Source organism: Rhizobium sp. 10N414, assembly GCF_056394785.1.
In genome coordinates this window covers 1-24582 of sequence record NZ_JBFTIN010000009.1, presented here as the reverse complement: position 1 = coordinate 24582, position 24582 = coordinate 1, and the positions used below count along the sequence as shown (strand labels likewise).

26 protein-coding genes are annotated in these 24582 nt (G+C 59.2%); 1 reads left to right on the top strand and 25 read right to left on the bottom strand.

Translation table 11 applies throughout. The features are described from left to right. Positions 1–102: 102 nt before the first annotated feature. A complete protein-coding gene (locus tag AC1DE4_RS10910; RefSeq protein ID WP_025659515.1) occupies positions 103–1149 on the top strand; it encodes a LacI family DNA-binding transcriptional regulator in 1047 nt (348 codons plus the stop codon). Here the strand turns inward: AC1DE4_RS10910 and folD are convergent. The 25 genes from folD to AC1DE4_RS10785 all read right to left on the bottom strand — a co-directional run. After that, a complete protein-coding gene (gene folD / locus AC1DE4_RS10905) occupies positions 1128–2027 on the bottom strand; it encodes a bifunctional methylenetetrahydrofolate dehydrogenase/methenyltetrahydrofolate cyclohydrolase FolD (protein WP_025659516.1) in 900 nt (299 codons plus the stop codon). The two genes, AC1DE4_RS10910 and folD, sit on opposite strands and share 22 nt — an antisense overlap. A 118-nt stretch (positions 2028–2145) precedes the next feature. Continuing rightward, positions 2146–3876 carry a GumC domain-containing protein gene (locus tag AC1DE4_RS10900; protein WP_477881335.1) on the bottom strand — a complete coding sequence of 577 codons (1731 nt, stop codon included), beginning with the start codon at positions 3874–3876 and terminating at the stop codon, positions 2146–2148. Positions 3877–3963: 87 nt separating this feature from the next. After that, positions 3964–4767, bottom strand: coding sequence for a WecB/TagA/CpsF family glycosyltransferase (locus tag AC1DE4_RS10895; RefSeq protein WP_025659518.1), 804 nt, complete (start codon positions 4765–4767; stop codon positions 3964–3966). 317 nt (positions 4768–5084) lie between these two features. Then, entirely contained in the window at positions 5085–5591 is a 507-nt protein-coding gene (locus AC1DE4_RS10890; RefSeq protein WP_025659519.1) for a membrane protein, read from the bottom strand. Next, positions 5591–5956, bottom strand: a complete 366-nt coding sequence (locus AC1DE4_RS10885) for a hypothetical protein (protein ID WP_018856813.1) — start codon at positions 5954–5956, stop codon at positions 5591–5593. The genes AC1DE4_RS10890 and AC1DE4_RS10885 overlap by 1 nt, the downstream gene beginning before the upstream one ends. Before the next feature lie 17 nt (positions 5957–5973). After that, on the bottom strand, positions 5974–6540 hold the full coding sequence (locus AC1DE4_RS10880) for a rod-binding protein (protein WP_025659520.1): 567 nt from the start codon (positions 6538–6540) through the stop codon (positions 5974–5976). Between the two features lie 31 nt (positions 6541–6571). Continuing rightward, the gene (locus AC1DE4_RS10875) at positions 6572–6985 is read right to left on the bottom strand and encodes a hypothetical protein (RefSeq protein ID WP_018856811.1); all 414 of its coding nucleotides are present in this window, start codon (positions 6983–6985) and stop codon (positions 6572–6574) included. 4 nt (positions 6986–6989) lie between these two features. After that, positions 6990–7742 (bottom strand): flagellar biosynthetic protein FliR, encoded by a 753-nt coding sequence (gene fliR, locus AC1DE4_RS10870; RefSeq protein WP_018856810.1) that lies wholly within the window; start codon positions 7740–7742, stop codon positions 6990–6992. Then, on the bottom strand, positions 7739–9826 hold the full coding sequence (flhA, locus tag AC1DE4_RS10865; protein WP_025659521.1) for a flagellar biosynthesis protein FlhA: 2088 nt from the start codon (positions 9824–9826) through the stop codon (positions 7739–7741). The genes fliR and flhA overlap by 4 nt, the downstream gene beginning before the upstream one ends. A gap of 88 nt (positions 9827–9914) precedes the next feature. Beyond that, the gene (fliQ, locus tag AC1DE4_RS10860; RefSeq protein WP_018856808.1) at positions 9915–10181 is read right to left on the bottom strand and encodes a flagellar biosynthesis protein FliQ; all 267 of its coding nucleotides are present in this window, start codon (positions 10179–10181) and stop codon (positions 9915–9917) included. A gap of 63 nt (positions 10182–10244) precedes the next feature. Next, positions 10245–10685 carry a flagellar hook assembly protein FlgD gene (flgD, locus tag AC1DE4_RS10855; protein ID WP_018856807.1) on the bottom strand — a complete coding sequence of 147 codons (441 nt, stop codon included), beginning with the start codon at positions 10683–10685 and terminating at the stop codon, positions 10245–10247. Further along, positions 10676–11125 carry a flagellar biosynthesis repressor FlbT gene (gene flbT, locus AC1DE4_RS10850; protein WP_025659522.1) on the bottom strand — a complete coding sequence of 150 codons (450 nt, stop codon included), beginning with the start codon at positions 11123–11125 and terminating at the stop codon, positions 10676–10678. Before flbT ends, flgD begins: the two co-directional genes overlap by 10 nt. After that, on the bottom strand, positions 11122–11469 hold the full coding sequence (gene flaF / locus AC1DE4_RS10845; protein WP_007530128.1) for a flagellar biosynthesis regulator FlaF: 348 nt from the start codon (positions 11467–11469) through the stop codon (positions 11122–11124). Before flaF ends, flbT begins: the two co-directional genes overlap by 4 nt. Before the next feature lie 36 nt (positions 11470–11505). Continuing rightward, a complete protein-coding gene (locus tag AC1DE4_RS10840) occupies positions 11506–12627 on the bottom strand; it encodes a flagellar hook-associated family protein (RefSeq protein ID WP_025659523.1) in 1122 nt (373 codons plus the stop codon). Between the two features lie 3 nt (positions 12628–12630). Further along, on the bottom strand, positions 12631–14097 hold the full coding sequence (gene flgK / locus AC1DE4_RS10835) for a flagellar hook-associated protein FlgK (protein ID WP_018856804.1): 1467 nt from the start codon (positions 14095–14097) through the stop codon (positions 12631–12633). 18 nt (positions 14098–14115) lie between these two features. After that, on the bottom strand, positions 14116–15417 hold the full coding sequence (locus AC1DE4_RS10830; protein WP_018856803.1) for a flagellar hook protein FlgE: 1302 nt from the start codon (positions 15415–15417) through the stop codon (positions 14116–14118). Between the two features lie 129 nt (positions 15418–15546). Then, entirely contained in the window at positions 15547–16218 is a 672-nt protein-coding gene (gene rem / locus AC1DE4_RS10825; RefSeq protein WP_018856802.1) for a transcriptional activator Rem, read from the bottom strand. A gap of 283 nt (positions 16219–16501) precedes the next feature. Beyond that, positions 16502–17065 (bottom strand): lytic transglycosylase domain-containing protein, encoded by a 564-nt coding sequence (locus tag AC1DE4_RS10820; protein WP_025659524.1) that lies wholly within the window; start codon positions 17063–17065, stop codon positions 16502–16504. Further along, positions 17007–18413, bottom strand: coding sequence for a flagellar hook-length control protein FliK (gene fliK / locus AC1DE4_RS10815; protein ID WP_025659525.1), 1407 nt, complete (start codon positions 18411–18413; stop codon positions 17007–17009). The genes AC1DE4_RS10820 and fliK overlap by 59 nt, the downstream gene beginning before the upstream one ends. Before the next feature lies 1 nt (position 18414). Further along, positions 18415–19710, bottom strand: coding sequence for a chemotaxis protein MotC (gene motC / locus AC1DE4_RS10810; RefSeq protein ID WP_025659526.1), 1296 nt, complete (start codon positions 19708–19710; stop codon positions 18415–18417). 3 nt (positions 19711–19713) lie between these two features. After that, positions 19714–20952, bottom strand: a complete 1239-nt coding sequence (locus AC1DE4_RS10805) for a MotB family protein (RefSeq protein ID WP_025659527.1) — start codon at positions 20950–20952, stop codon at positions 19714–19716. Continuing rightward, complete coding sequence (locus AC1DE4_RS10800; RefSeq protein WP_025659528.1) at positions 20949–21584, bottom strand: hypothetical protein; 636 nt, start codon at positions 21582–21584, stop codon at positions 20949–20951. Before AC1DE4_RS10800 ends, AC1DE4_RS10805 begins: the two co-directional genes overlap by 4 nt. Before the next feature lie 167 nt (positions 21585–21751). Then, a complete protein-coding gene (locus tag AC1DE4_RS10795) occupies positions 21752–22717 on the bottom strand; it encodes a flagellin N-terminal helical domain-containing protein (RefSeq protein ID WP_025659529.1) in 966 nt (321 codons plus the stop codon). 265 nt (positions 22718–22982) lie between these two features. Further along, positions 22983–23891: a flagellin N-terminal helical domain-containing protein gene (locus tag AC1DE4_RS10790; protein ID WP_018856795.1), complete on the bottom strand. Its 909-nt coding sequence runs from the start codon at positions 23889–23891 to the stop codon at positions 22983–22985. A 241-nt stretch (positions 23892–24132) separates the two neighbouring features. After that, the coding region (locus AC1DE4_RS10785) for a flagellin (protein WP_477881330.1) at positions 24133–24582 on the bottom strand (450 nt) is incomplete at its 5' end.

Below are 24582 nucleotides of genomic sequence, written 5' to 3'. Positions count from 1 at the left end.
CGCGATTTTGCTTGAGTCAAGCGGTACAGCTGCTACATAATTGAAAGCGCTTTGGATGCCATTGGGAGCTGGCGGCCAGTGCGAGCGGAGGAAGCATAACACGTGAATCTCAAACAGCTATCGGAATTGCTTGGACTGTCGCAGACGACGGTAAGCCGCGCATTGAACGGCTACCCCGAAGTCAATGAGGCGACGCGCGAGCGCGTGCTGCAGGCCGTCAAGGAAACCGGATACCGTCCGAACAAGGCGGCCCAGCGGCTTGCGACCGGCAAGGCCGGTTCCATCGGCCTCGTAATGCCAACCGCTCCCGACCACTATTCGGACGTCCATTTCGGCGAATTCCTGACGGGCCTCGGCGAGGAGGCCGTGCGCCACGACTTTCATTTCGTGATCATGCCGGCCGATCCCAACGACGAAGTGGGCGCGCTGAGGCGGCTTGCGATCAGCGGCAATGTCGATGCGCTGTTCGTCGCCTATATGCGCGGCCATGATCCGCGACTACCGATGCTGAAGTCGCTTTCGATGCCCTTCCTCGTGCATGGCCGCTCCTTCGGCTCCGAGCCGGACTATCCCTACCTCGACATCGACAATGAAGGCGCTTTCTACGATGCCGCGCGCCTGCTGCTTCAGCTCGGCCATACGCGCTTTGCCCTGCTCAACGGGCCGGAGCATCTCGACTTTGCGATCCGTCGCAAGAACGGAATGATTGCCGCACTTTCCGAGCGGGGATTGTCGCTTCCGGACGATCACATGAGCCACACATCAATGACGGACGAGCTTGGCCAGACCGCAATGGAGCGCTTTCTGCAGATACCGGAGCGGCCGACGGCTATCCTCTGCTCCAGTACGGTGTTGGCGCTTGGCGCGATCCGCGCCGTAAACCAGGCCGGCCTGAAGCTCGGGGAGGAAATCTCGCTGATCGCGCATGACGACGTCCTGCCACATCTGAAGCCCGAGAACTTCTCGGTGCCGCTGACGACGACACGATCCTCGCTTCGGGCGGCAGGCGTGCGCATCGCCCAACGGCTCATCGGAACGATCAAGCAGGAAGGGCCCTTCCCGGAGCAGGAGCTCTGGAAGACCGAGCTGATCGTCAGGGCCTCAACAGGCCCTGCTCCACGGCAGGATCAGAATGTCGGCGGTGTCTGACCGGCGGTGCGATGGGCGGCAATGACGGTGTTGGCCATCAGCATCGCAATGGTCATCGGGCCCACACCACCCGGAACCGGCGTAATGACATCGGCGACCCTTGCCGCCTCTTCAAAGGCGACATCCCCGACCAGACGAGTCTTGCCTTCACCTTTCTCGGGAGCCGGAATGCGATTGATGCCGACGTCGATGACCGTGGCGCCGGGCTTCACCCAATCACTCTTGACCATTTCCGGCCGGCCAACGGCGGCAACCAGAATATCCGCATTGCGGCAGACAACGGGCAGATCCTTGGTGCGCGAGTGAGCGATGGTGACCGTCGCGTTGGCGTTCAGCAGCAACTGCGCCATCGGCTTGCCGAACAGGTTCGAGCGGCCGATGACGACGGCATTCAGGCCGGAGAGATCTTCGCCGTGCGTGCGGCGCACGAAGACCATCGCGCCGGCTGGCGTGCAGGATACCAGGCCCGTTACAAGATCGCCGGTTGCAAGCTTGCCGGCATTGACGACGTGCAGACCGTCGACATCCTTTTCAGGCAGGATCGATTGGATGATCGGTTCGGATTTCAGGTGCTTCGGCAGCGGCAGTTGCACAAGGATGCCGTGGATCGAGGGGTCGTTGTTCAGCGACGCGACGAGTGCCGCCAACTCATCCTGCGTGGTCTCGACAGGCAAAGTGTGCTGGACGGATTTGAAGCCGCATTCCTTCGCCATCTTGCTCTTGGAGTTGACGTAGGCGTGGCTGGCCGGATCATTGCCAACGATCACGACCGCAAGACCCGTCTTGACACCGCTCTGCTTGTCCAGCGCCGATGTCGCCGCCTTCACCGTTTCGATTACGGAAGCTGCGACCTGTTTGCCATCAATCACTGTCGTCAAGACTATCTCCTGCCCTTGCTTTCGCTCATTGTAGCCGGTGGCGCCCAGCGCGATTTGCCTGTCCACGCCCTATCCTGCCTAAAATGGCAAATGCAAGAACAATCGTGTCGCAGCTGGTTCAGGATGCCGCCTGCCGGGTACGCAACCTGTCGCGCATGGCGGCGAGCTCCGCGCGTATAATGTCCACTTCCTGCGGCATCGCAGCAGGCTCAGCTGCCGATGGCGCGACGACAACCGGCTTCGGGGCGGGAGTGGGCAGCGACGGTTCCTTCCTTGCGGACGCCGTGAACCTGGCGCGCGCTTTGAAAGACACTGTCGCAAGACCAAATGCGAGGCCAGCAAAGGCGCCGAGCAACGTGGGGAGCCAGCCCTCCTCCGCCGGCACTGCGGCGACCTGCACCGCCTTCTGCAGTCGCAGGCTGCCGGCACCAGGCGTCACCGCTCCGGTCGTGATCGCATCCTCAAGGCGCTGGCGTGCCGCACTCGCCTTGTCGCGAAGCTCGGCGAGTTTCGCCAGGTCGACACCCGTATCCTTGCTTTGCGCAATCAGTGCATTGCGACTGTCGCTTAGCTGCCGCTTCTCGACGGTCGCCTGCTTCATCTCGTCGGTCGTTTCGCGGAGCAGCCGGGCGATGTCGTCACCGATCGCTGCTTTCAAGCCGTCGACCTCTGCCTGCTGAGCTTGCAAGCGGGGATGGCGGGGACCGAGATTGGCCGACAGCTGTGAATGAGACAGTTGTGCCGCCACATACTTGTCGCGGCGATCGACGAGCGTCGGCGACATGAGGTCCGCATCCAGCGTACCGGCAATGACATCGCCAACCTTCGCCGCCTTCAGACGACGGGCCCTTTCCTGGGTAGCAGCAATTCGCTCGTCCCCTGCCTTCAGTTCCGCGTCCATGCTCCCGATCTGCCGCTGCAGATCGATGGCAACCTTCACGTTGCCTTCGCCACTTTTCTGCGTGAAGGCCGTAAGATCGAGTTGCGCCGCGTCGGCCGCCTTCTTCAGCGACCCGTCTTCGGCCGCGGCCTTTGTGGTTCCTGAGCCTGTCACGACAGACGCCAGGTAGTTCGCAATGCGCGCGGATTTCTCGGCGCTGCCGGTCGTCACCTTGAAATCGATGGTGCCGGCGTGAGGGTCGCTCGTGGTGCGGATCGCGGAAACGAGCGATGCTTCTGCGTGCGAAAGCGGATCGGCGGCAGCGCCATCGGTCGAAAGCAGGTCGACAGCCACCGCAAACGCATCCGAGGAGAGGCCGAAAAATTCCGGATCGCGATCGAGTTTCAACGCAGCGACCGTTGCCGCGATCACGTGGGAAGACCGAAGCGTCTTCTCGGCCGCTTTAGCGACGGCCGCACGGCCTTCGCCGTCACCTTGGACAGCGAGCACAGCGTCAGCGCTATAGCGCGCCGTTTCGGCCGGGATCAGGGCACCGCTCGCCGCGCCCAATGCGGAGATGAGAGCAACTATCGCAAGTGGCTTCAGACGCTGCGATTTCGGTGCACTGTGTTCGGTAGGCAGCGTGGCGACGTTCGGGGTCGCTGTCGCTTGTGTGGCGCACGTAACTTCCGAAGGCACAACAGACGACGGATCGATCGCGGCAGCCGCTGCATCGTTCGCAGCCTCGAGCCGCTTGCCCAGGATCGTTTCGATGCGGCTGACAAGCGGCGGCGGCGCCTCGGCATCACGTCTGGACCGCTGCCGCTCGAGCGCACGCTCGATCACCCCGAGCAATTCTGCCTCCGCAGCCGGCATCGCGGCCGCAGTTTTGGATGGCATCGCCACACGCTCGCCCTCGACCGCCACAGGTCGGCGGAAGGCTTGGCTTCTCGGGTTGTTGTCGTACATCGCCAGATCTCATGCGTATGAACGGTCGAAGCCATCCGCGAAAGCGGACGGGTTAACCAACACTAAAAGTTCATGGCAAAGAAAAGGTTAACTGGCCGACCTTGCGTCGGTCAGTTCCGTATCCGCATGCGGCGTTCCGTCGTACCGGAGGGCGTAGTACAGGAAGGCAGCAAAGCCCAGGCCGGAACGAAGGCCAGGGCGCGCCGGCCATTGCGTCCAGCGATAGGCGCGTTCAAGTCCCACCGTCCGTACAATCTTCGGCACGGGGCGGATCATACCGGCCACGACATCGAACAGGTCGCCGACAGCAAGCACTAGGCGAGCGTGATCCGCCCGGATGTTCTCTTGGATCCATTTTTCCTGAAATGGAGTGCGCGCTCCGACGATGAGTATGTCGAGCATTTGCCCGTCGATCTGATCTACGATCCGCGACCTGCCTTCTGTGTGGGAGAGCGTGTCGGAAATGACGGTGAACTCGTGCCATGGCGCGTGCCGACGGAATTTCGCTGCAGTCAGGCGAGCCTCTTGAGGGTTCGTGCCGATAAGGCCGATGCGGCGCGGTGTCTCCATGAACGTCAGCAGCGCCGGCACGAAATCGGCGGCCCTCAAGCTGGCAGAGAACGGCGAGCCATGCGCCACCTTCGACGCGATGTTGAAACCTGGACCATTGGGAAGCAGCAGGTTTTGTGCAAGAACGGCGCGATAGTCGCTGTCGCGCAGCGCCATGAGCATGTTGCGCGCGGTGACGAAGGAAACGGATGTCTGCCCGACCGGTATCGACAGGAGTTCATTGAAAAGCACCAGGGCGTCATCCCAGCCTAGGTCGCAGACCGGCAGATCGAAAATCGCGCGGCGCGACGACAAGACCGCGAAATTCGCGATCAGGTTCATGCCGGTTTCCTGACGATAGTGTTTCATGCGCATGCATCCCCGAACAGATCACATAGCCGCACCAGACGATTCAGCATCGACCGGTGGCGTTGGCCTGGGAGCGCATGAGAGAATTCCGAGAAACAGAATGTCAGTGCACAGTCAGCCCATCGGGCCGGTCTTGTAACAGCGCGATTTCAACTATCTCTTAGGAAAACCGTTTGAATTTCGCCCCTTGGTGGAAGGAATTATTAACCGTCTACAGTCGGCACAAAAACGCAGAAACGGCGCCCCAAGGGCGCCGCTTAAAGCAAGGACCGAGTCACTCTCTGGCAGCTTTAATCCGCTACCGGTTCCGGAGCGACGACGTTGACGGGCTTGCCCGTCCTCTTGTGTTGTCCGGAGTCACTCGTCTTGGGGAGGTAGTCGAGCTGTTCCAGCATGACCTGCTCGATATACTCTCCACCCAGATGCTGGTTGACGTCCTTCTTTATCATCTCCCGAAAGGCGTTCGGATCGAAGGATTTCATGTTGGAGATGTCGATCATCTTGTTGCCGACGAGCAATGTAAAGAGCTCGTCGGTCGTCATTTCCGTCAGAGGCAAGGACACGTTCTTCACCGCGTCCTTGTTCATCATGAAAGAGATCCTGCCGAGGAAGTAGCCGGTAATTGTACCGTCGGCGATGATCGGCACGGTGATCGTCTCGCCCTTTACAAGCTCGAGCTGGCTTTGCTTGGAATCATCGGGGGCCGGCGCAGGTGCCGTTGCCATGTGCACCGAGAAATAGACCGATGCCAGCGTGATCGCGCAAACCCAGACGCCTGTCAGAACGAGCTTAATCATCAAGCGTCACGTGCTACGAATTGCTCTTGGGAATAGGTGCCGTCGGCGTCCGCATCCTGGACTGCATTCTTCAGGAGATCGGCAACGGTGCGGACCGCTTCCAGATGCGCTTCGACGCGCCGTGCGTTCAGCACCAGCTTCTTCTTGAGCCCATGCAGCTGATCAAGATGCGTGGCAGCCAGTTCCTTCGGGTCTGTGTCGCGGAAGAGCATCGACAGCTCGTAGAGGCAGCGGCTCTTGTGCGTGTTCGACACCTTGAGATCGAACTGCGGATCGTTGCCGATACGCGTGTTCTCGTTGTCGATGATCATTTCGAGGCGTCCAAGAACCGATTTGATACGATAGTCGTTCGAGATTATTTCCATTTTTGTCCTCGATTTTCTCAGGCGTCATTGGCGGACTTGTTGTCCGCAGTTGGTGTACCGAAGGTCTTGCGCTGGAAGTCGTCGATCATGCTCATCGCCATGTTGCGATCGTCCTGATCGGTGGAAGCGTTGGCGACCTTGCCTTCCTGCTTTTTCAGCGCATCGTGATAGAGCTGCTTGGCAATGCCGATGCCGTCGCCCTTCGAAATCTCGTTGCCGAGCTGTTCGGCCATCATGCCCTTCCAGATATCACCGGTGGCACCCTTGCCGTACACTTCTTCGCTGTCGTTCGGCAGCATGTTCTTGATGAAGTTCTGCAGGACCATAGCCTCGAACTTGCGGTAGGTTTCCGGCACCTCTTCTGTCTTGGTGCTGCGGTTTTTGCTGTCGCTCAAACCGGTCTTGCCCGCGGCGCGATCGAGAATATCAACGGCCGAGGTAAAGCCGTTGCCGGCTTCGGCGAGACTGTTGGCGGCAAACGCCGCTTGGTTTGCCTTCAGTTTTTCCTGGGCTGCCTGCACCTCGAGCGGGTCGGCAGCTTTGACAACATCCAGGACCAGATCACTCGGAGGTGAAATAGCCAAGTCACAATCCTCTTGATTAAGATTGTGACGATTATGATTTTTGAAGCTTGCTGGAGGCTGGCGTACCGAATTTTTGATCGATGAGATCATAGACTGCGTTGTCGGCGGCTTCGCGGCGCTCGGCCTCGAGCGCCTCACGCATGCCGTCTTCCAGGCGATCGCCCTTGGCGCGTTCCTGAACAACGCGCATTTCGTGAATCTGCTGCATGCCGATCAGCTGCTTGTCCTTGATCCCCAATCGGTTGAAGCGATCCGCATAGCTTTGCGAGAAGGCATGATGGACCGGGTCCATGGAGCCGAGCGCCAGGATGACGCTGTCCATTTGCTCGTTGACTTCCGACCGCTGACGGCTCGTTTCGGCAAGGTCGAATTCAGCCATCTGCTCCAGATGACGTTGAACCGCCACGAGGCGTTTCAGTTTCTGTGAGCGCGTCTTGTCCACCATGTCGCTACCTGCCGATGAACACGCTGGCGAAGGATTGGCCGAACTGGCTAACCAGCGCCGCCACTGAGAAATAGAACAGGAACAGGCCGCCGAGAAGCAGATAGGGCGTCGAAATGAAATACACCGGAATCTGCGGCGCCAGCTTGTTGATGAAGCCGATCGCGATGTTGAACATCAGGCCGTAGATCAGGAAGGGACTTGAGAGCCGCAGCATGATCATGAATGTCGATGACAGCGTGTCCGTGAACGAGATCAGCGTGCTGCGCATCTGCAGGATGCCTCCGAAGGGCATCGACGTGTAGGAATCGACCAATGCCCTGAAGACGACGTGATGAAAGTCCATCATGAACAGGATCATCATGCCGGCAAAGGTGATGAACCCTGAAAGGCTGCTTTCCGGGGAATCTTCGAAGATATCGCCCGCGCTCGGTTGAGTGTAGCCGACCATCATCGCAATCACGCTGGCTGCGAACTGCAGGCCGAGCGTGTAAAGCCGAGCAAGCATGCCGTACATGACGCCAACCAGCGACTCGCTGAAAATGTAGCCGATATAGGTGGCGTTCGAGGTGTGGACGATCGGATAGACCGTTTCCCAGAGCACTGGAAGGATTGCAAGGGATAAGGCAGCTGCAATGAAAACCCGCAAGTGCGGTGCGACACGGGCAGACGAAAAGCCGGGCATCACCAGAACACAGCCGCCGATCCTGCAGAAGATCAGGAACAGCGCCAGGACGGTCCCTTGCGGGTCTGTTATCATGAAATGGAGCCCAGAATCTTTATCTCGATGCCCTTGGCCAGCTCGACATGCGACAGGACCGGGAGCGTTGCGAACAATCGTTCGATGATCATGCGCACATAGGAGCGTGTTTCCGGCGAGGTGACAAGGGCGAACGGCAGGCCGCGATCCATGAATTCACGGATAACTTTCGTCGCCTGCTCGCTGAACTCTTCGAGCATGCGCGGGTCGATGTCGAACTCGATGATCTCGCCCTTGTTGTCGCGCTTCAGCGCCTGATGGAAGGCGAGATCCCACTTGCTGCCGAGTCGCAGCACGCGAAGCACGCCGTTGTCCGCGAGATCGCCGCAAAGCTGCTGCGCCATGCGAACACGCACATGCTCGACAATCTGCTCGGTCTTGCGGACATGCGGCGCGAGTTCGGCGACGGCTTCCAGGATGAGGTGCAGGTTGCGGATCGACACACGCTCGGCGAGGAGCAATTTCAGCACGGCCTGCAGGCCGGAATAGGACATGTGCGACGAGCAGATCTCGTCCGCCAGCTTCTTGTATTCCGGATCGAGCCTGTCGATCAGGACCTTCACATCCTTGTACGACAGGAGCGCCGGCAGATTGTTGCGGATGACTTCGCTCATATGCGTCAGGACGACAGAAACGTTGTCGATCGGCTGGAAACCCTCGCGCTTCAGATCGTCGGCGAATGCTTCGAGTATGGAAACCGCCGGCATGCCGAAGGCTGGTTCGCGAATCTCGTCGCCCGGAATGCTTGGCTTGCGGCCGGAGCCGGTGACAACAAGAACTTCGCCAACGCGCAGCATGTTGGACGCGACCGTCGTGCCGTGAATTCGGATCTGATAGGACTTCTCGGCAATGCCGATATCGTCCGTGACCTTGATCTCCGGAACAACGAAACCGTACTGCGTTGCGAACTTCTTGCGCATCTTGCCGACGCGGAAGGCAAGCTCCTGGTGAGCGCCGAGCAGGCGTGTCGACACCATCTTGCCGAGCGCGAGCTCGATTTCCGATGTGCGCAGCACCGACTTGACGGAATCCTTTTCGAGTTCCTTGTTCTGGACGACCTTCTTTTCTTCCAGCTCGCGACGAGCCTTGTTCTCCGCCTCGACTTGGCGGGGAATGAACCAGGCACCAAAGGCCAGAAGACCGGACAGGAACATGAAGGGCACAAATGGCAGACCCGGCATCAGGCCGAGGATCGCCATCAGAACCGCCGAAACAGAAAGCGCCCGCGGATAACCGCTGAGCTGGTTGACGACTGCCTGTTCGGTGGAACCGACGGTGCCGCCGCGCGACACGAGAAGGCCGGCTGCGAGAGAAACGATGAGGGCCGGCATCTGCGAAACGAGACCGTCACCAACCGAGAGCTTGACGAAGACGTCGGCGGCTTCGGAGATCGGCATTCCATGGCGGAAGTAACCGATGATGATGCCGCCGAAGACGTTGATGCAAGTGATCAGCAACCCGGCAATCGCGTCGCCGCGAACGAACTTGGACGCACCGTCCATGGCGCCGAAGAAGGAGCTTTCCTCTTCCAGCTCCTTGCGGCGGCGCTGTGCTTCCTTCTCGTCGATGATGCCGGCCGAAAGGTCGGCGTCGATCGACATCTGCTTGCCGGGGATCGCATCGAGGGTGAAGCGCGCGCCGACTTCCGCGATACGCGTAGCACCCTTGGTGATAACGATGAAGTTGATGGTGATCAGGATCAAAAAGACGATCAGACCGATCACGAAGTCGCCGGACATGACAAGGCTGGCAAAGCCCGCGATGACACCGCCGGCGGCATCATGACCCTCGTTGCCATGCGATAGGATGACGCGCGTCGTCGCGATGTTCAGCGCCAATCGCGTCATGGTCGCGATCAGAAGAATGGTCGGGAAGGACGAGAAATCGAGCGGCTTCTGGATCCACAGCGCCACCATCAGGATCAGCACCGAGAAGGCGATCGAGAAGGCCAGTCCCATATCGATCAAGAACGGCGGGATCGGCAGGAAGAGCACGCAGATAATGACGATGATGCCCATGGCAAAACCGATATCACGTACGCTAAGTCCGGCTTTCGGGAGGGGGAGTGCAGGAGGTTGCGCCATTTCGATTCCGTCTCTTCATGAGAGGTGCGGGCATGATGCCCACCAATTCGGAACGAGACTTAAATGGCGAAGCTTGCGCGAAAGTGGCTCAGAAACCTGACTGAATGCGAGAAAACACCAGATTGGTGAAAATCGAAATCTGCGATCCGACGAACGGAGCCGAGATGCCGATGGTGACGAGGACGGCCACGATCTTCGGAACGAAGGTGAGTGTCGCTTCTTGAACCTGCGTCAGCGCCTGGAACAGCGCGATGATCAGACCGACGATCATGGCCGCTGCGACCGCCGGGCCGGCGGAAACAAGAACGGTCCAGATCGCTGCCTGGAATAGGTCAAGTGCATCAGCTTCATTCATTGCAGGCAACCTCATATCGCCTTGCGGTCCGTCCGGTGTGGTCGAACCGCCTTGTCATTTCAACTAGCTCGAAGACGATGTGTCGGTCGTCGTCGGAGCCTTGTCGGCCAGGGTGATTCCCGCCTGAACGAGAATACTACCGCCATCCGTCGTCGTCGCAATGATGCCGTCGGAATAAACCTTCACCGACGCAACCGTGCCCTTCACGCTGCCGTCAGCGCTGGTCATGTACTTGCCGATGTAGCTGCCAGCCTGCGTCAGGCTGGAGCTCGCCAGCAGCGTGTCCAGCTTGCTGTTCGTCTGGATCGTCTGCTCGACCTGCGAGAAGCTCGCCAGCTGCGACATCTGTTCGCTCGCGTCCACCGGATCCGTCGGATCCTGGTTTTTCATCTGCGCGATGAGGAGCTGCAGGAAGTTGTCGTAGTTGAGCGTCGCCTTCTGTTGCGCGCTCGAGGTGCTCGACGACGAAGAACTATTGACGTTTGAGACGCCGTCTACCGCCATGGTGCGATCTCCTTGCGAATCTGCTCGACCATCGCCGGGTGCATTTCTTGGTTGTTGAGAATGCTATCCTCGATCGGATAGAGACCGCGGATCGCCTTCAGGGCGTCGAAGGCGCGGCCGGTCGAAACGAGACCGTCAACGCGCTTCAGTTCGGCGAGGACTTCCTCGTTCTTGAAGCAGGTCAGCAGCATCGTGATCGACTTGCGGAACATCGCGGTCGACTGATCCTTGCCTTCCGGATTGATGAGGATCATCTGCGCGATGAAATAGAGTTGGCGCAGAGGCGTCGTCGCGTCTTCCGGCTGGAGGACGTGGTTTTCGAGAAGGAATGTTACATCATTCAGGAATTCCAGCGCGACCTTGCGATCGACGCGCAGGACCGCACCGTTGATGAAGATCTTTTCCCCGGCTTTTAGCGAGATACGAAGTGTGCTTTTCATTTTAGTCCATCCCTGATGATGGTGGTAACGTCGATAATGCCTTGGTAGTTTGTCGATTGCCGGCGCCTGATCCGATCGCACTCCTTCAAGATCCAGATCGCGATGGAGATGAGGTTGGCCCGCAATTGGATTTCAAGCTGGTTGTCCGGATGCTTGAGATCCTCGATAAAACTTACCCAAACGCGCCGGGTGTAGAACAATGCATCAATGGCTTCCCGGCTGTATTTCTCTTTGTCTCGCGCAATCGACAGCAGCTCTATGGACCGGTCGAGAACTTGACGCTCCCGCTCCTTCGCATCGGCCACCGAGTCCTCCATGATCTCGGAGTAAGAGAACTGATACATTCATGCATCCTTCTTTGTCTTTCGTACCTTTGATCATCAAAGGTAATTCACGAGACTCAACTGCTGGATTTTCGATACGATGGTGTAGGCGGTCTCCAGCTGAGTCTGGAGGGTATTGACCAGCGTCGACGCTTCCGACGTATCCACGCCCTGAAGATCGACGAGCTTGTTCTGAAGAATGCTCGACTGTGCATCGAGAGCGTCATTGGCCTTCTCGACGCGCTCCTGCGAAAGGCCGAGTTGGCTCGCCTGGGTCACGATGCCGGTCGTGGCCTGCGCGGCATAGCCGATCGCCGTGGAGGTGACCTTGCTCAGTGCGTCGGCGCCCAGATTTTGGCTGGCCAGCGCCGACACTGTGATCGAAGCCAGCGCGAAGTAGCGCATGCCGTCCGAGTTGGAATTGGTCGACGACGTGACGACTTCAGAGTTGCTGATGCGGCTCGTCATGTTCTGGTTCGAAGCAGCCGACCAATCGCTCCAGGCCGGCGGCGTGACGTAGGCCGCGGGTGCAACCGGGGTCGGTGCGCCGGGCGGCGGGAATGCAACCGGTGTGGAGGTGCCGTTGAACGTGTCCTGGGAGAACATCGGCTCAACGAAGTTCGTGATGAAGGTGCCCATCTCGGCGCCGGTCAAAGAGCTTACCGGCTTGCCCAGGCCGCTCGCGTAGGCTTCGAGGTTCGTCTGAATGGCGGTCGTTGCGGCATTCTGTTGGTTGGTGAGCGGCTGCACATCGGTGTTGATACCCGAGAACAGGTACTCGCCGTTGAGCATCGAATTGCCCGTGTCCATCAGCTGCGAAAGCGCGTCGCCGGCAGATTGCATGGCCACCGCGATGCTGGTCTTGTCCTGGCTTCCCTGAAGCGCGGTCAGCTTGGAGACCAGTGCGTCACCGGCCGTCTTCATACTGTTGAGGCCGAGCTGCGAAGCTTCGAGACGCGCCGATACGATGGAATTGCTGCCCTTGAGGGCCTTGATGCGGCTGACCTCAGCTGTGAAATTCACGCTCTTGGCTGCACCAGAGCCCAGGGAGGCGCCGATGTCGGCGTAAACGCCCGTCGTCGCCTCGAGAGACGCGGTTACCAATTGCTTCTGCGACTGGCGGATCGTCAATCGCATTGCGTTCTGAATGGCCGAACTAGAAATAAATGAACTTTTCATGGCTTAACTCGCTATGTCTAGCAATGACTTCAACATTTCATCGACAGCGTTTAGGATCTTGGTGGCCGCCTTGTAGGACTGCTCGATGTCGAGGAGCAGGGTCAGTTCTTCGTCGAGATTGACGCCGGTCTCGTTGGAGTAAGCTTCCGTCGAACGCGAGAGCGCCGCCGCCGTATTCTCGGACGCAGTCGTCGCATCGCTTCGATACTGCTCGAGCCATCCGATCGAATTGGAGGCGTAGTCCATGATGTTCACGTTGGACGAGATGCCGGCGGTCGACGAGAAGGTCTGGGCCGCGCCCATCGCCGTGTAGAGCGCATCGAGATTGTCGGAGAAACCGCTGCTGCCCGTCGGATTGAGATTCGTGAGGCCGGTGATCGTGCCGTCACGCAATTTCATCGGGTCGCCGCCCTGGTTGGTGATGACGGCGGCATTCACCGCAATCGTACCCGCGATGCCATCGATCACGCCTGTGGTCGTCGGTGTGCCGCCAGTTGCTCCGGTCGCCGTCTTCCAGACGAAAAGACCTGGCTGTGTCGTAGTGGGAGTGCCGCCGGTCTCCGAGAACATCGTCACGAGAGACTTTGCGATCTCATCGAGCTGCGACTGGAACGTCGTTGCGATGTCATCGCGCACTTGTAGCAGTGACTGCAGGCTTCCCTGCGCCGTCGTTGTCGACCCTTTGCCACTGCCGAGCAGCACGCCGTCGATGTAGACGCCGTTGCCCTTTGTCTGGGCGGTGTAAGTGTCCTGCGCGACGAAAGTAACCGTTCGCGGAATGGTGTCGAACACGACGGTTCCGTCCGTCGTATAGAGCGCCATGTCGCCGTTTTGACGGTCGACGGCGTTGACACCGACAATCGAAGAAATCTGCTTCAGCAGCTTGTCGCGTTCGTCCAGCGCATCGGCAGGGTTACCACCGGTTGCCGTTTCGCTCTTGACGGCATCGTTCGCCGTCTTGAACTGCGCGAGCAGCGTATTGAGCGTCGAAACCTGCGTTGCAATTTCCTTGTCCGCGCCCAGGCGTACCGCCTGCACGGATTTCGTCGCGTTGTTCAGCGAATTGGCGACGTCCTGCGCAGCCGTGACCGCGCTTTGCGCGGCAATGGTGCTGCTTGGCGATGTGCGGAAAGCCTGCAGCTTTTCGCGGAACGTCGCCAGGTAGTTGGCCGGCGACGTCTCGTAGTCGTTGCCGCCCATGATCGATTTCAGGTCGGTCAGACCACCAAGCAGCGTCTGCTGGCCACTGTCTTGCGCACTCGCCTTCAGCCACTGACGCATTAGCGCGTCTTCTTGCGCGCGGCTGATCTTCACAACCTGCGCTCCATTCAGCGACGTGGTGATCATCGCCTGCCGGCGCACGTAGTCGCTGTTGCTGGAGTTCGAGATATTGTTCGACACCACACTGCTTTGAGTGCCGGTGTTGCTGAATATGCTCTGCGCGGTATTCAGTGCGGAAGTGAGCGACATGGCTTATCCGAACCCTACTTATCTCTTGAGGTTGACGAGGACGTCCATGATGTCGGACCCCGTCTGGAACACCTTGGAATTGGCAGTGTAGCTGCGCTGCGACTCGATCATTTCGGTCAGTTCGCCGGCGAGGTCGACGTTCGAGCTTTCAAGTGCTCCCGCCTGGATCGTGCCGAAACCGTTGGTCTGCGGGAAGCCGGTGACCGTCACGCCGGACTGGCCGTTTGCGCTATAAACGTTGCCGCTCATCAGCGTCATGTTGTCCGGGCTGGCGACGGTCGCTAGCGGAATGCGGTAGAGCGGCTTCGACGTGCCATCCGCATACTTGGCATATACCGTGCCGTCCTTATCGATCGTGACATCCTTGACCGGGCTGGCGGCCTGGCCGTTCGGCGTGCCGCTACCTGCAAAATCAGCGGCGAGCTGCGTGAAACCGCTGAGGTCCATGGCGATCGAACCGGTGGTGACGGGATCGGCGATGGTGAGGGCGCCAGTGCTGACCATCTTGCCGTTGGCATCGAACGTCAAATTTGTCGAGCCAACGAGAGCCGGACCCGGCGTCGAAGTGTACGGAAATGATGAGGTTCCACCTGTTGCCGCATCGTCATGACGGAAGACTGCAACCTCCCACGTGCTCGCAACACCCGGAGCTGCCGGCGGGGGCGTCGTCACGGCCGTCTTGGTGAAGTAGAAATCGTACTGAACCGTGTTGCCGAGCTTGTCGTAACCAACCATCGACATCTGCTTCGTGTCAGCTGTGATCGGCGCCGTGTTGGAAGACGGAAGGTTGCCAGTTGCGACGTTGGCATTGGAGTTCAAGTTGCCGGTAAAGGTACCGGTCGTCGAAGCGATCGCCGTCAAGCCGGACTGGTTGACGTTGATCGGCACGAGTCCCGAGAAACCGTTGACGACGACGGCCGGCGCGCCAGCGTCGTAAGAATAACCCATCAGCTTGAAGCCGGCGGAATTGACCAGGTTGCCTTCGGGGTCTTTGGTGAAATCGCCGGCGCGGGTCAGAACCGGAACGCCGTCCGGGCTCTGAACGATGAAGAAGCCGTCGCCCGAGATCGCCAGGTCGTAGCCTGATGTCGTGTAGGAGATGTCGCCCTGTTCCGAAACCGACTGGCGAACGGATGTCTGGACGCCGCCCGAATTATAGTTACCCGAGGTCGATGGCAGGACCAGCGACGAGAAAGCGGTCGAAACGGACTTGTAGCCCGTCGTGTTTGCGTTCGCGATGTTATCGGCGACGGTGCTAAGGCGGTTTGCCTGGGCGTTCATGCCGGACACGGCCGTCTTCATGCTGCCAAAAATGCTCATCTGAAAACCTCGATTCCCTTAGTAGGCTTGAGAGTATTTGGTGGGCCTTGCGTGAGGCTGTCTGGCGTTGAACCAATGTCGCGAGAATGCAGCGACCAGGTTCAGGCAACGCGGCCCGTTCTGAAAAAATCAGTTCCAGTCAATGCAATAGCCAAGGAAGCGCTTCGAATCGACCGGATCGAAGCCCAGCTTCTTCCGAAGCTTCTTGCGCAGCTTGGAAATATGGCTTTCAACCACGTTTTCTTCGACTTCGTCGTCGAAAATCCCGTAGATCGCGTTGAAGATTTGCGTCTTGGTGACACGACGACCGCGGTTTGCAATCAAGTACTCAAGGATGCGACGCTCGCGACGGGGGAGCGCAAAAACCTCACCGTGAATTTCCGGATCGCGGCCGTCGGAGAACACGCGGATCGCACCGATATCCGTGTGGCTGGAAATCGCTTTCAGTCGGCGCCGAATGGCGGCGGCTCTAGCCAGGATCTCGCGGGGATGCACAGGCTTGCGCACGACGTCATCGACGCCACAATCAAAAAGTGCAAGGGTGTTTTCCAGCGACGGCTGATCGCTGACTGCGATAACCGGCGCCATGGTACGGTCGCGGATCGCGCGCGGCAGCTCGAAAGTCTGCTGCCCCTGCCCGATCAGGAACGCCTCGACGGCCGCGACATCAGCGTCCGCCGCCGTCTGAACCCATTCGCCGAATTCACGTGGATCAAACCCTGTGGAAGGAATGCCTTCCCGCCCAAAAAGTGAAGTGTAACCATCTTTCACGAGCTCACGCTCATCAACCACTACGATCATTCGTCCGCCTCCGAATCACTTGTGGTACCTCGATGCTCTATGGGTACGAATCGCGCGATTCCGGGACAAGCTGTAGGAACTTACTGGCAGGAATTAATAGTTGATTAAGAATTGGGGCGCGATTTGATCTAGATGTAGTAGCGGTCGGAAATTATGCACACAAAAATTTCGTGGAAAAGTTAACAAGGTCTAAAATGTGACTTGCCTTGCCATATTGAGACAGATTCTCGCCACAATATGACACATTTCTGTTTTGTTCTGTTTTCTGCTAGTTTTGATTGAATCAATTTTGGCAGAAGGTGCTCGCATTGCGAGTCCATTTGCCGTAGCCGGTGGCGACCAGATTGGCGATGACCCGGCAGACATATTGCTTCTGGGCAGGGTCATTGTTGGGGCCGGCGTGATAGCGGGCCACTGCCATCGTCCAGGTTTCGTGTCGGTCGTGGAGATTGCGCAGGAACCTTGCCGCGTATTCCACATTGCGGCGGGGGTCGAACATCTCCTCCGCGGACCGGAAATTCTCACCATGGTAGTATTGGTTGATCTGCATGCAGCCGATGTCGATGAGCTTCGCACCCGATCGGCGCGCCACATCGACCTGCCTCAGAGCATCCTGCTCGGAGGGCGGAAAGAAGGCTTTGCCTTCGATGTTCAGCGCGTAAGGGTAGAGGGATCCCTTGCGCCCGGTTTCGGTCAGACCCACGGAATAGAGTATGCCTTCCGGAATACCGTATTTCAGTGCGGCGGCTTGAATCTCCACCTCGCAGGCGCTGTTCGACGCTTCAGCGCTAGAGGTAGACGTCGCCAGCGCGACTACTGCCAGCGGCGCCAGAAGAAGTGCTTTCAACACCGCTTTCGCCCGAGCCATTGAAGCCTCCGCCAGTTCGCTGTCCTGAGTGATTTTGGCGCTCACGCGCCTCCCCGCCTTGGCCTTGCTGGGCAAACGCCTGGCCCTGCTGCTGGCCCTGTGCGGTCGCTTGGTTGCCCGTGTCCGAACGGTCGACTGGCGCCATGCTGATCGTCACGTTGTCGATCGCGAAGCCCTGGCTGCGCAATGCCTCGATGATCTTCCCGTGGTCTTCCTTGAGCTGCCGGTAGGCAGCTGGTGTCTCGACCTTCAGATCGACGTTGAGCGCGTCGCCTTGCAGCCGCATCGTCGCCGTGACGAGACCGAGTTCGATCGGGTTCATCTGGATCTTGAGTGTATTCACCACCTTGCCGGTGCTCGTCCACTCAGCGGCGTTCGACAGCGAAGAACTCGCCTGCATGGCGTGCGCCCATTCCTGATCACCGGATATGGCGGCCGTCACGGCGGCAGAATTGGTGTTCTGCGCAAGACCGATGTAGCGGCGCGAATCCAGAACAGAGACGCTCTCGATGTTAGCCTTGCCGCCGGACTCGGCGGCATCCGTGTCAACGCCAAGATGCATGTCCATGGACTGACCACGGCCGTCGGCACGGGTCAGCCGGAATGTCGTCCCGTCGATACCGCCTTCGGCCTCAGTGCCGGGTAGCTGGACGTCCGCGGCTGTATCGACGCCGGTCAGACCTGCGTCAACAGACATCTCATCCTTGGCCTTGACGCTGGCAACGGACTTTTCTTTCGGTTCTGTCGATACCTTGCCTTCCGGCTTCGCGGCTGCCATCGCCGCGAACGCTGCAGCCGCAGTTCCGTCCGTCGGGACTTGCTTGAGTAAGCTCAGGACATCAGACAGCGTGCTATCGTCCGGGGCGACCTTCTGGTCGTCGGCACCGTCGGCCTTCGTCTCCTTGGCGCCCTTTCGAACCGTTACAGCGTCATCATCCAGCCTATCCGAAAGATCCTGCAAATCGGCTTCATCAGCGTGCTTGCCCTTAGGCTTACCGTTCTGTTCCGTCGTCTTCGTTTCTTTGTCCGCCGAACCAGACGCTTTCTCTTTCATCCGCGCCTGCGCAGCGAGAGATGTGCTGCCGAGATCGATCAATGGCTGAGTGCTTGGACGGCGCGGCGCAGTGGATGTGCTGCCATCGGTGCCTTCGCCTGCCTGCCGGCCGGCCGTGGACTGTTCGGCGGCGTCATGCTTTCCGCCGCTTGCCTTGTTCAGGACATCGGAGAACCCGCCTGCATCCGCATCGCCACCGCTGCCCGTCTGGCGGCCAATGCCAGAGGCAGCCCCTGCTCCGGATGCTCCCCCCAAAACACTGATGTCCATCATCTCAATTACTCTCTTTGTTCAAGAGGCCGTCGATCTCATCCAACTGCGATCGGCTTGACGTCACGAATGCGTTGAATGACGGGTCGGCGTCCTGCTGTCCCCCAACATCGGATGGCGGCCCCCCCGCCGATTCTCCCACAACGGGACCTGGAACTGGGTTTGGTACCTCCCCCTGATCCGCTTCAGCCTGTTCAGAAGTAATTTCTTGGCCATTAGATTTAGGGGTCGTCGCTTGCGTCAAGCTTGCCGGTTCAGGCGGACGAAGCACTTGTTCCGCAATAGCTTTTGCCGCGGCTCTGAGGGCYTGGTCGCGCGGCGACAACTCCTGCTCGGGGATGGATTCGATGTTCTTCGTGGCCGCATCGATCTTGTCGGTCGGGATCGCCGCCATGCCGCCGTAGAAATCCGCCAGCGCTCCAAAGGCGTTATCAGAATCGCCTGCAAGCGTCTGGGCGCGCGCCGCGGCCATCCGTGCGAGATCGCCCTTGCCGGCGATCGCCGCCGCGCGGGCGATGCGGAGGTAGACCTCGCGCTGCCTGGCCTCGTCCATGAAGGAGAGGATGTTAACAACGTCGTCCGGCTTCACCTCATGATCGTGATTGACCAGCAGGCTGACAAAAAGATCCGCGAACTGGCTGGCATATGGCGAATGCAGGAAACGACGCACGTAGCGCTGCGAGTAGTCGAGACCCTTATCCACCATCCCTGCTTCGACGCAGATAGACACGGAGCGGCGTAGCGCCGCCTCCTCGACGATCGTACCCGGCGCATAGAGGCGAGCCTGATCATACAGCTTCAGCGCTTCCACTGGACTCTTGGCGATGGTGACGTTGCCGCCCACCAGCGCCAGATAGGGACCGATTTTCTTGTCCTTGTATTCGTTTGCGGTCTCGACAAGGCTCTTTGCAACAAGCAGGCCTTTGCCGCTCAGATATTTCCGCAGGACGTCGCTGACCCGGTTGTCGAAGTGACCGTTCACGTCGCGCGCGACGAGATATTCGAGGGTCTCCGGATTACCACCGCTCATCGCGTAGATTAGCGCCGCATCGACATTACGCTCATCATCGAAAACCGATGGATCGATCGTGCGTAGACGCTGATCGATCGTCCCGAGCATGAAGCGCTGCATCTCGGCAGCCGAGTGATCCCCGAGCACGACGGAATCCTGCACGAACTGCAGCGACCGGAGCATCTTGTAAGGGACAATGTCCTCCTGATCTTCCGCGTGCACGCCGGTAGCAGGGCTCACCGCAAGCCCAAAAAGCAAAAGCAGAAGACGTTGGTGGTGACGGACCATGGATTATCCCTGATCCGCCTGCAGCAATATCTCGATGCGCCGGTTGGCAGCATTGAACGGATCGGCCGGCTCCTTCAGCATGCGATCGGCAAAGCCCGAAACCTGCGAGACGCGTTTTTCGTCGAGTCCGCCGCGAACGACCATGTAGTAGGCCGCCTGGGCACGATCCATGGACAAGCGCCAGTTCTCGTTTTCACCCTTGTATTGACGGCCGTCCGTATGACCGCGGATGGCGACTGCGCCCGGCTTGCTCTTCAGGATCTCACCGATCTTTTCCATTGCGAGCACCATTTCCTTGCGCGGAACGGCCGACCCGATATTGAACATGGAGTCGTCGCTCTGATCGGAGATGCTGACCAGGAGGCCGCCTTCCGACGCCGTAACCGTGAGGCCTTCGGCGAGCTTGCCAGCCACGACGCTGATCTGCTGCGCGATTTCCTTTTGCAGGTCCTCGGCCTTCTTCTGCTCAACGGCTTTTTGCGCCTCGGCTTGCGGCTTGTCCTCTGCTGTCGCTGCGGCTTGTGCGTCGTGACTCTCGCCGGCGTCCGCCGCTTTCGTCAGATCCGCCGGGTTCCCGGATTCGGCCTTCGCAACTTCCGTGGCATCCGCTGCTTCATCGGCAGGAACATCTTTCGAAGCCGGCTGCCTTTTGTTGGCATGGGTAACTTCGACCTGCTTCGTCCAGAAGTCGGGATCGAACGGGTCACGATAAGCCTGGCCACCGTCGGCTCCCGTTGCAGGACCGGAGTCGCTCGCGCCGCCCTCACCCTTGGCGCTGACGTTTGCCTGCTGGCCGACCTCCTGCGCAATTTCTGCCAGGACCGAATAGGGATTCTCGAAGAAGTCGGCTTCGGAGTAGTTCGTTTGGTCGCCGGATGTCGAGGTCTGGTCGTCGCCGTTTGCCGCCGCCGCGCCCTCGTTGGGTTTGTCCTCCTTTTCCTTCGACTTCTCCTGATTCTGATCGCCATCCGCCTGATCGACAGGCTTCTTCAGGCCTTTTTGCGTGGGCTTCTCGTCGGAGAGCTTGATCGGATTGAAATAGGTCGCGACGGAGGCCTTGGTTTCCTCGTTCGCGGCGTTGACCAGCCACATGACGAGAAAGAACGCCATCATGGCCGTCATGAAGTCGGCGTAGGCGATCTTCCAAGCGCCGCCATGCGCCCCATCGTGATCGCCGCCGCCATGCCGCTTGACGATGATGATCTCGTTCTTGCCGTGATGGTGGTTTTCGCTCTCACTCATTCCAGAACTTTCTTCAAGCTCGTCGCCCAGGCCGACATGCGCGTCACAAGGACGGCGTCGCCAAATTCGACAGTCAGGTCGACATCGCCGGTTTCAAGGTGGCGCAGAAGACCTGCCTTTTCGCCAAGAGTACCCTTCAACACATCGAACAGCCGGGCAGGTCCCTTGACGGTCACGGTGCCGACATCGCCTTCCAAGACCGCCTCGCGAAGAATGCCGGCGAGATCGACGGCAGCCTTCTGCGACAGGACATCGGTCATTACGGGGGCCAGCGCCCTTGCGACAGTCGCGCTGACAAGCTCGGCAATCGCGCTCGCCATGGCATCAAGCCGGGAGGCGACCAGCGCCGCAGTCTCAACCTCGTAGCGGTCGCGAAGCTCTTCGACCTCGCGCTGGTGAACAAAGGCGACCGTTTGCGCTTCCAGTTCATACTTCTCCGTCAACACGGCGGTCGCTTCCGCATAGCCCTCGGCGTGAGCATTGTGGCGCTCTGCTTCGAGATCGACGACAGGCTCTGAGGCAAGATCGGCAAAGCCGCCAAAGTCGTTCGCGAAATCGTCCGCATCCACGACGGGAGCGGCGACGGCCGGTTCTCCAAAATCCTTGAGATACCGAGAAAGCAGCGCGCTCACCGAATCCACCCTCTCGCTGCAGAAGACTGCGACATGCCGCGCCCCATCATGAACTGACAACTCATCAGGCACGGTTTCCGCACTGCGCCTTTGTATCGAAACTAGGCAATCAAACTTGCGCGAGGATGAAGGGTGAGGCCCAACAAGCTCACCCGCGCCTCACCTCACTATTGCAGCAGTAGCAGTACTTTGCTGGCGGCTGTGTTCAGGATCGAGATCGTCTGAATGCCCATCTGCTGTTGCGCAAGCAACGCCTTCTGAAGGGTCGCCGTTTCGTCCATGTCGGTGTCAACGAGTGCGCCGACACCTTTGTCGATCAAGTCTGACATGTCCGCGGTGTAGGCAACGCGATCGCCGATACGCGCGCTCATCGTGCCGAGGCCAGCCGCGGTCTCCGTCAGTGTCGACAACAGGGAATCGACCACTGCGATCATATCGTCCACCTGTGCGGACGTCGTATTGCCATCGAGCTTTATTTCCGTTCCAGTCGCCGGCGTCGTCGAGCCGGCGCTAAGCAGATAATAGTTGCGCGCCGTCGCAGTGCCGTCGGAATTCAGGGTGTTCGCATCTACCGTTTTCGTGAGCAGTCCGCGATTGGCGTCCGTCATATCGATCATGACGGTCTGGTCCGCCGGAAAATCGATGGTTTGCATCTGGTATTCACCACTCGCGCCGCGCACGAAACCGCCGATCACGGATCGCGAGGTCGGAAGCGTGGCATCTCGGTTAAGAAGCCAGTTCTCGCCGGCGATGCTGGTCGACTGAACCGTCGTCTGCAGTTGTCCCTTCAACTCGCTGAGGCTGGTATTAAGCTTCGTCTTGTCGACGCCGGCTTCCTTCGCCGTCAGCAGCGTCTTGCGGATCTCGCCCAACTGGTCAATCAGGCTGTCCATCGAGGTATAGGCAGTATCGACCTTCGATGCGCCGACGCCGAGCGCGTCGTGAATGTTCTGCAGCGAATTGCTGTCCGAGCGCATGACGCTTGCAAAGGACCAATAGGTTGCGTCGTCCGCAGCCGTTTCGACGCGGTAACCCGACGAAACCTGCTGCTGAACCGTTGCGGCGTCCTTGTTGATGATGCGCAGCGCCGCGAGGGCGTTCACCTGTGCCGAGCTGGTAATTTTGTATGTCATTTTCTGGCTCTGAATAGGGAAACGGGACAGGCCGGCGAGCGGCAGCGACTGAGCTGGCGTCATGCCCCCGACTGGATCCTCCAGGCCGGATTGTCGCTAAAACAAATCAACTGTTAAGCGAAGGTAACCAAGGCTCCGGACCGGCGCAAGGGCTACGGCGTCGGTGCCGCAAGCCTCGCGCAACCTTGATTATCGCTTCAAAAACAAAGATAAAGCCGCATCTCGCGACGCGGCTTTCTGTCTCACTTCGTGGCTGGCGGCGTTCTTAGCCCTTGAACAGCGTGAGGACGTTCTGTGCGCTGTTGTTGGCGATCGACAGCGACTGGATCGCCAGTTGCTGCTGCGTCTGCAGCGCGGTCAGCTTGCTCGATTCCTCTTCCATGTCAGCGTCAACGAGACGTCCGACGCCCGAGTCGATCGAGTCGCTGAGGTTCGAAACGAAGCTTTCCTGAAGATCGATACGGGTTGAGATCGAACCGAGCTGCGAACCCGCCTTCGTCAGCGCGCTGAGGCCGTTTTCCACGGTGGTCAATGCCAGGTTAATATCGCTGTCGCTGAAGCTCGTGATGTCCATGCTGAAGATCGAGCCAACGCTGCCCGAGGAGGTTCCGATGATACCAGTCGCAGTGTCGATTGCTCCGGTTGTCGTCATGCCAAACAGAACGTTGCCGCTGGTCGAGTCATCGAGGAAATATTCTGTCGTCTGAACGGACACCTGTCCATTCGCGTCGCGGACGAACGAGGAGACCACGCTTTTCGTTGTATTGCCTGCAACCCAGTTTTCACCGGAGAAGGAAGCAGATTGCGCAACACTCAGCAACTGTTGCTGCAGCTGCGCGATTTCGTCCTGAACCTTGGTCTTGTCGACGCCCTTTTCCGTTGCGGCTACGATCTTGGCCTTAATCTCGCTGACGATATCGATGGCGCTATCCATGGCGGAATATGCGGTATCGACCTTCGCCGCGCCGAGGCCAAGCGCGTCGGAGACAGCCGACAGCGCCTTGTTGTCCGAGCGCATCGTCGTCGCAATAGACCAATAGGCAGCGTTGTCCTTGGCTTCCGCGACGCGGTAGCCTGACGAAACACGGCTCTGCGTTTCTTCCAGGCTGCCATTGATGCTGCGGAGGGTCTGGAGGGCGGACATTGCCGCGACGTTCGTCAAAATGCTGGTCATGAAATTATTGGTCCTTGGCTGGCAAATATTGAAAAGGACACTCCGGTCCGCCACCGGGAACGGCAATCAGCTTCATGCCCGCTAACCGCTTCTTAAGCTTGGTTAACATACCGTTTCGTTGACGGCAGAAAACATGAGTTTGGTTAACGCCGAGTTAACAAACATAAAAGAGCCGCGCTCGGGGGAGCGCGGCTTCGATCGGCGATCTTTCGGTTTGAAGCGCCCGCGGGCGCTCCTGCTATTAGCTGCGGAACAGCGAGAGGATGTTCTGCGAAGAGGAGTTCGCGATCGACAGCGACTGGATCGCCAGCTGCTGCTGGGTCTGCAGGGCGCTGAGCTTGGAGGACTCTTCTTCCATGTCGGCGTCAACCAGGCGGCCGATACCGGAGTCGATCGAGTCGCTGAGCGAGGAGACGAACTCGGTCTGGATATCAACGCGCTGCTGCAGCGAACCGAGCTGCGAACCGAGAGTGGTCATGTTCTTCAGCGTGGTTTCGACGTCCGTCAGCAGGTTGTCGATTGCGGCCTGGGTCGTGGTGTTGCCGATCGTGAAGCCGTAGACCGACTGGCCGGAGCTTGCGCCGGTCCCACCAAGAATGCCGCCGGTGGTCGTGCCGTTGAACAGGGTGTTGGTCGTGCCGAGCACATAGTCGGTGGTCTTGATCGAGACCGTGCCGCCGGTGCCGCGGAC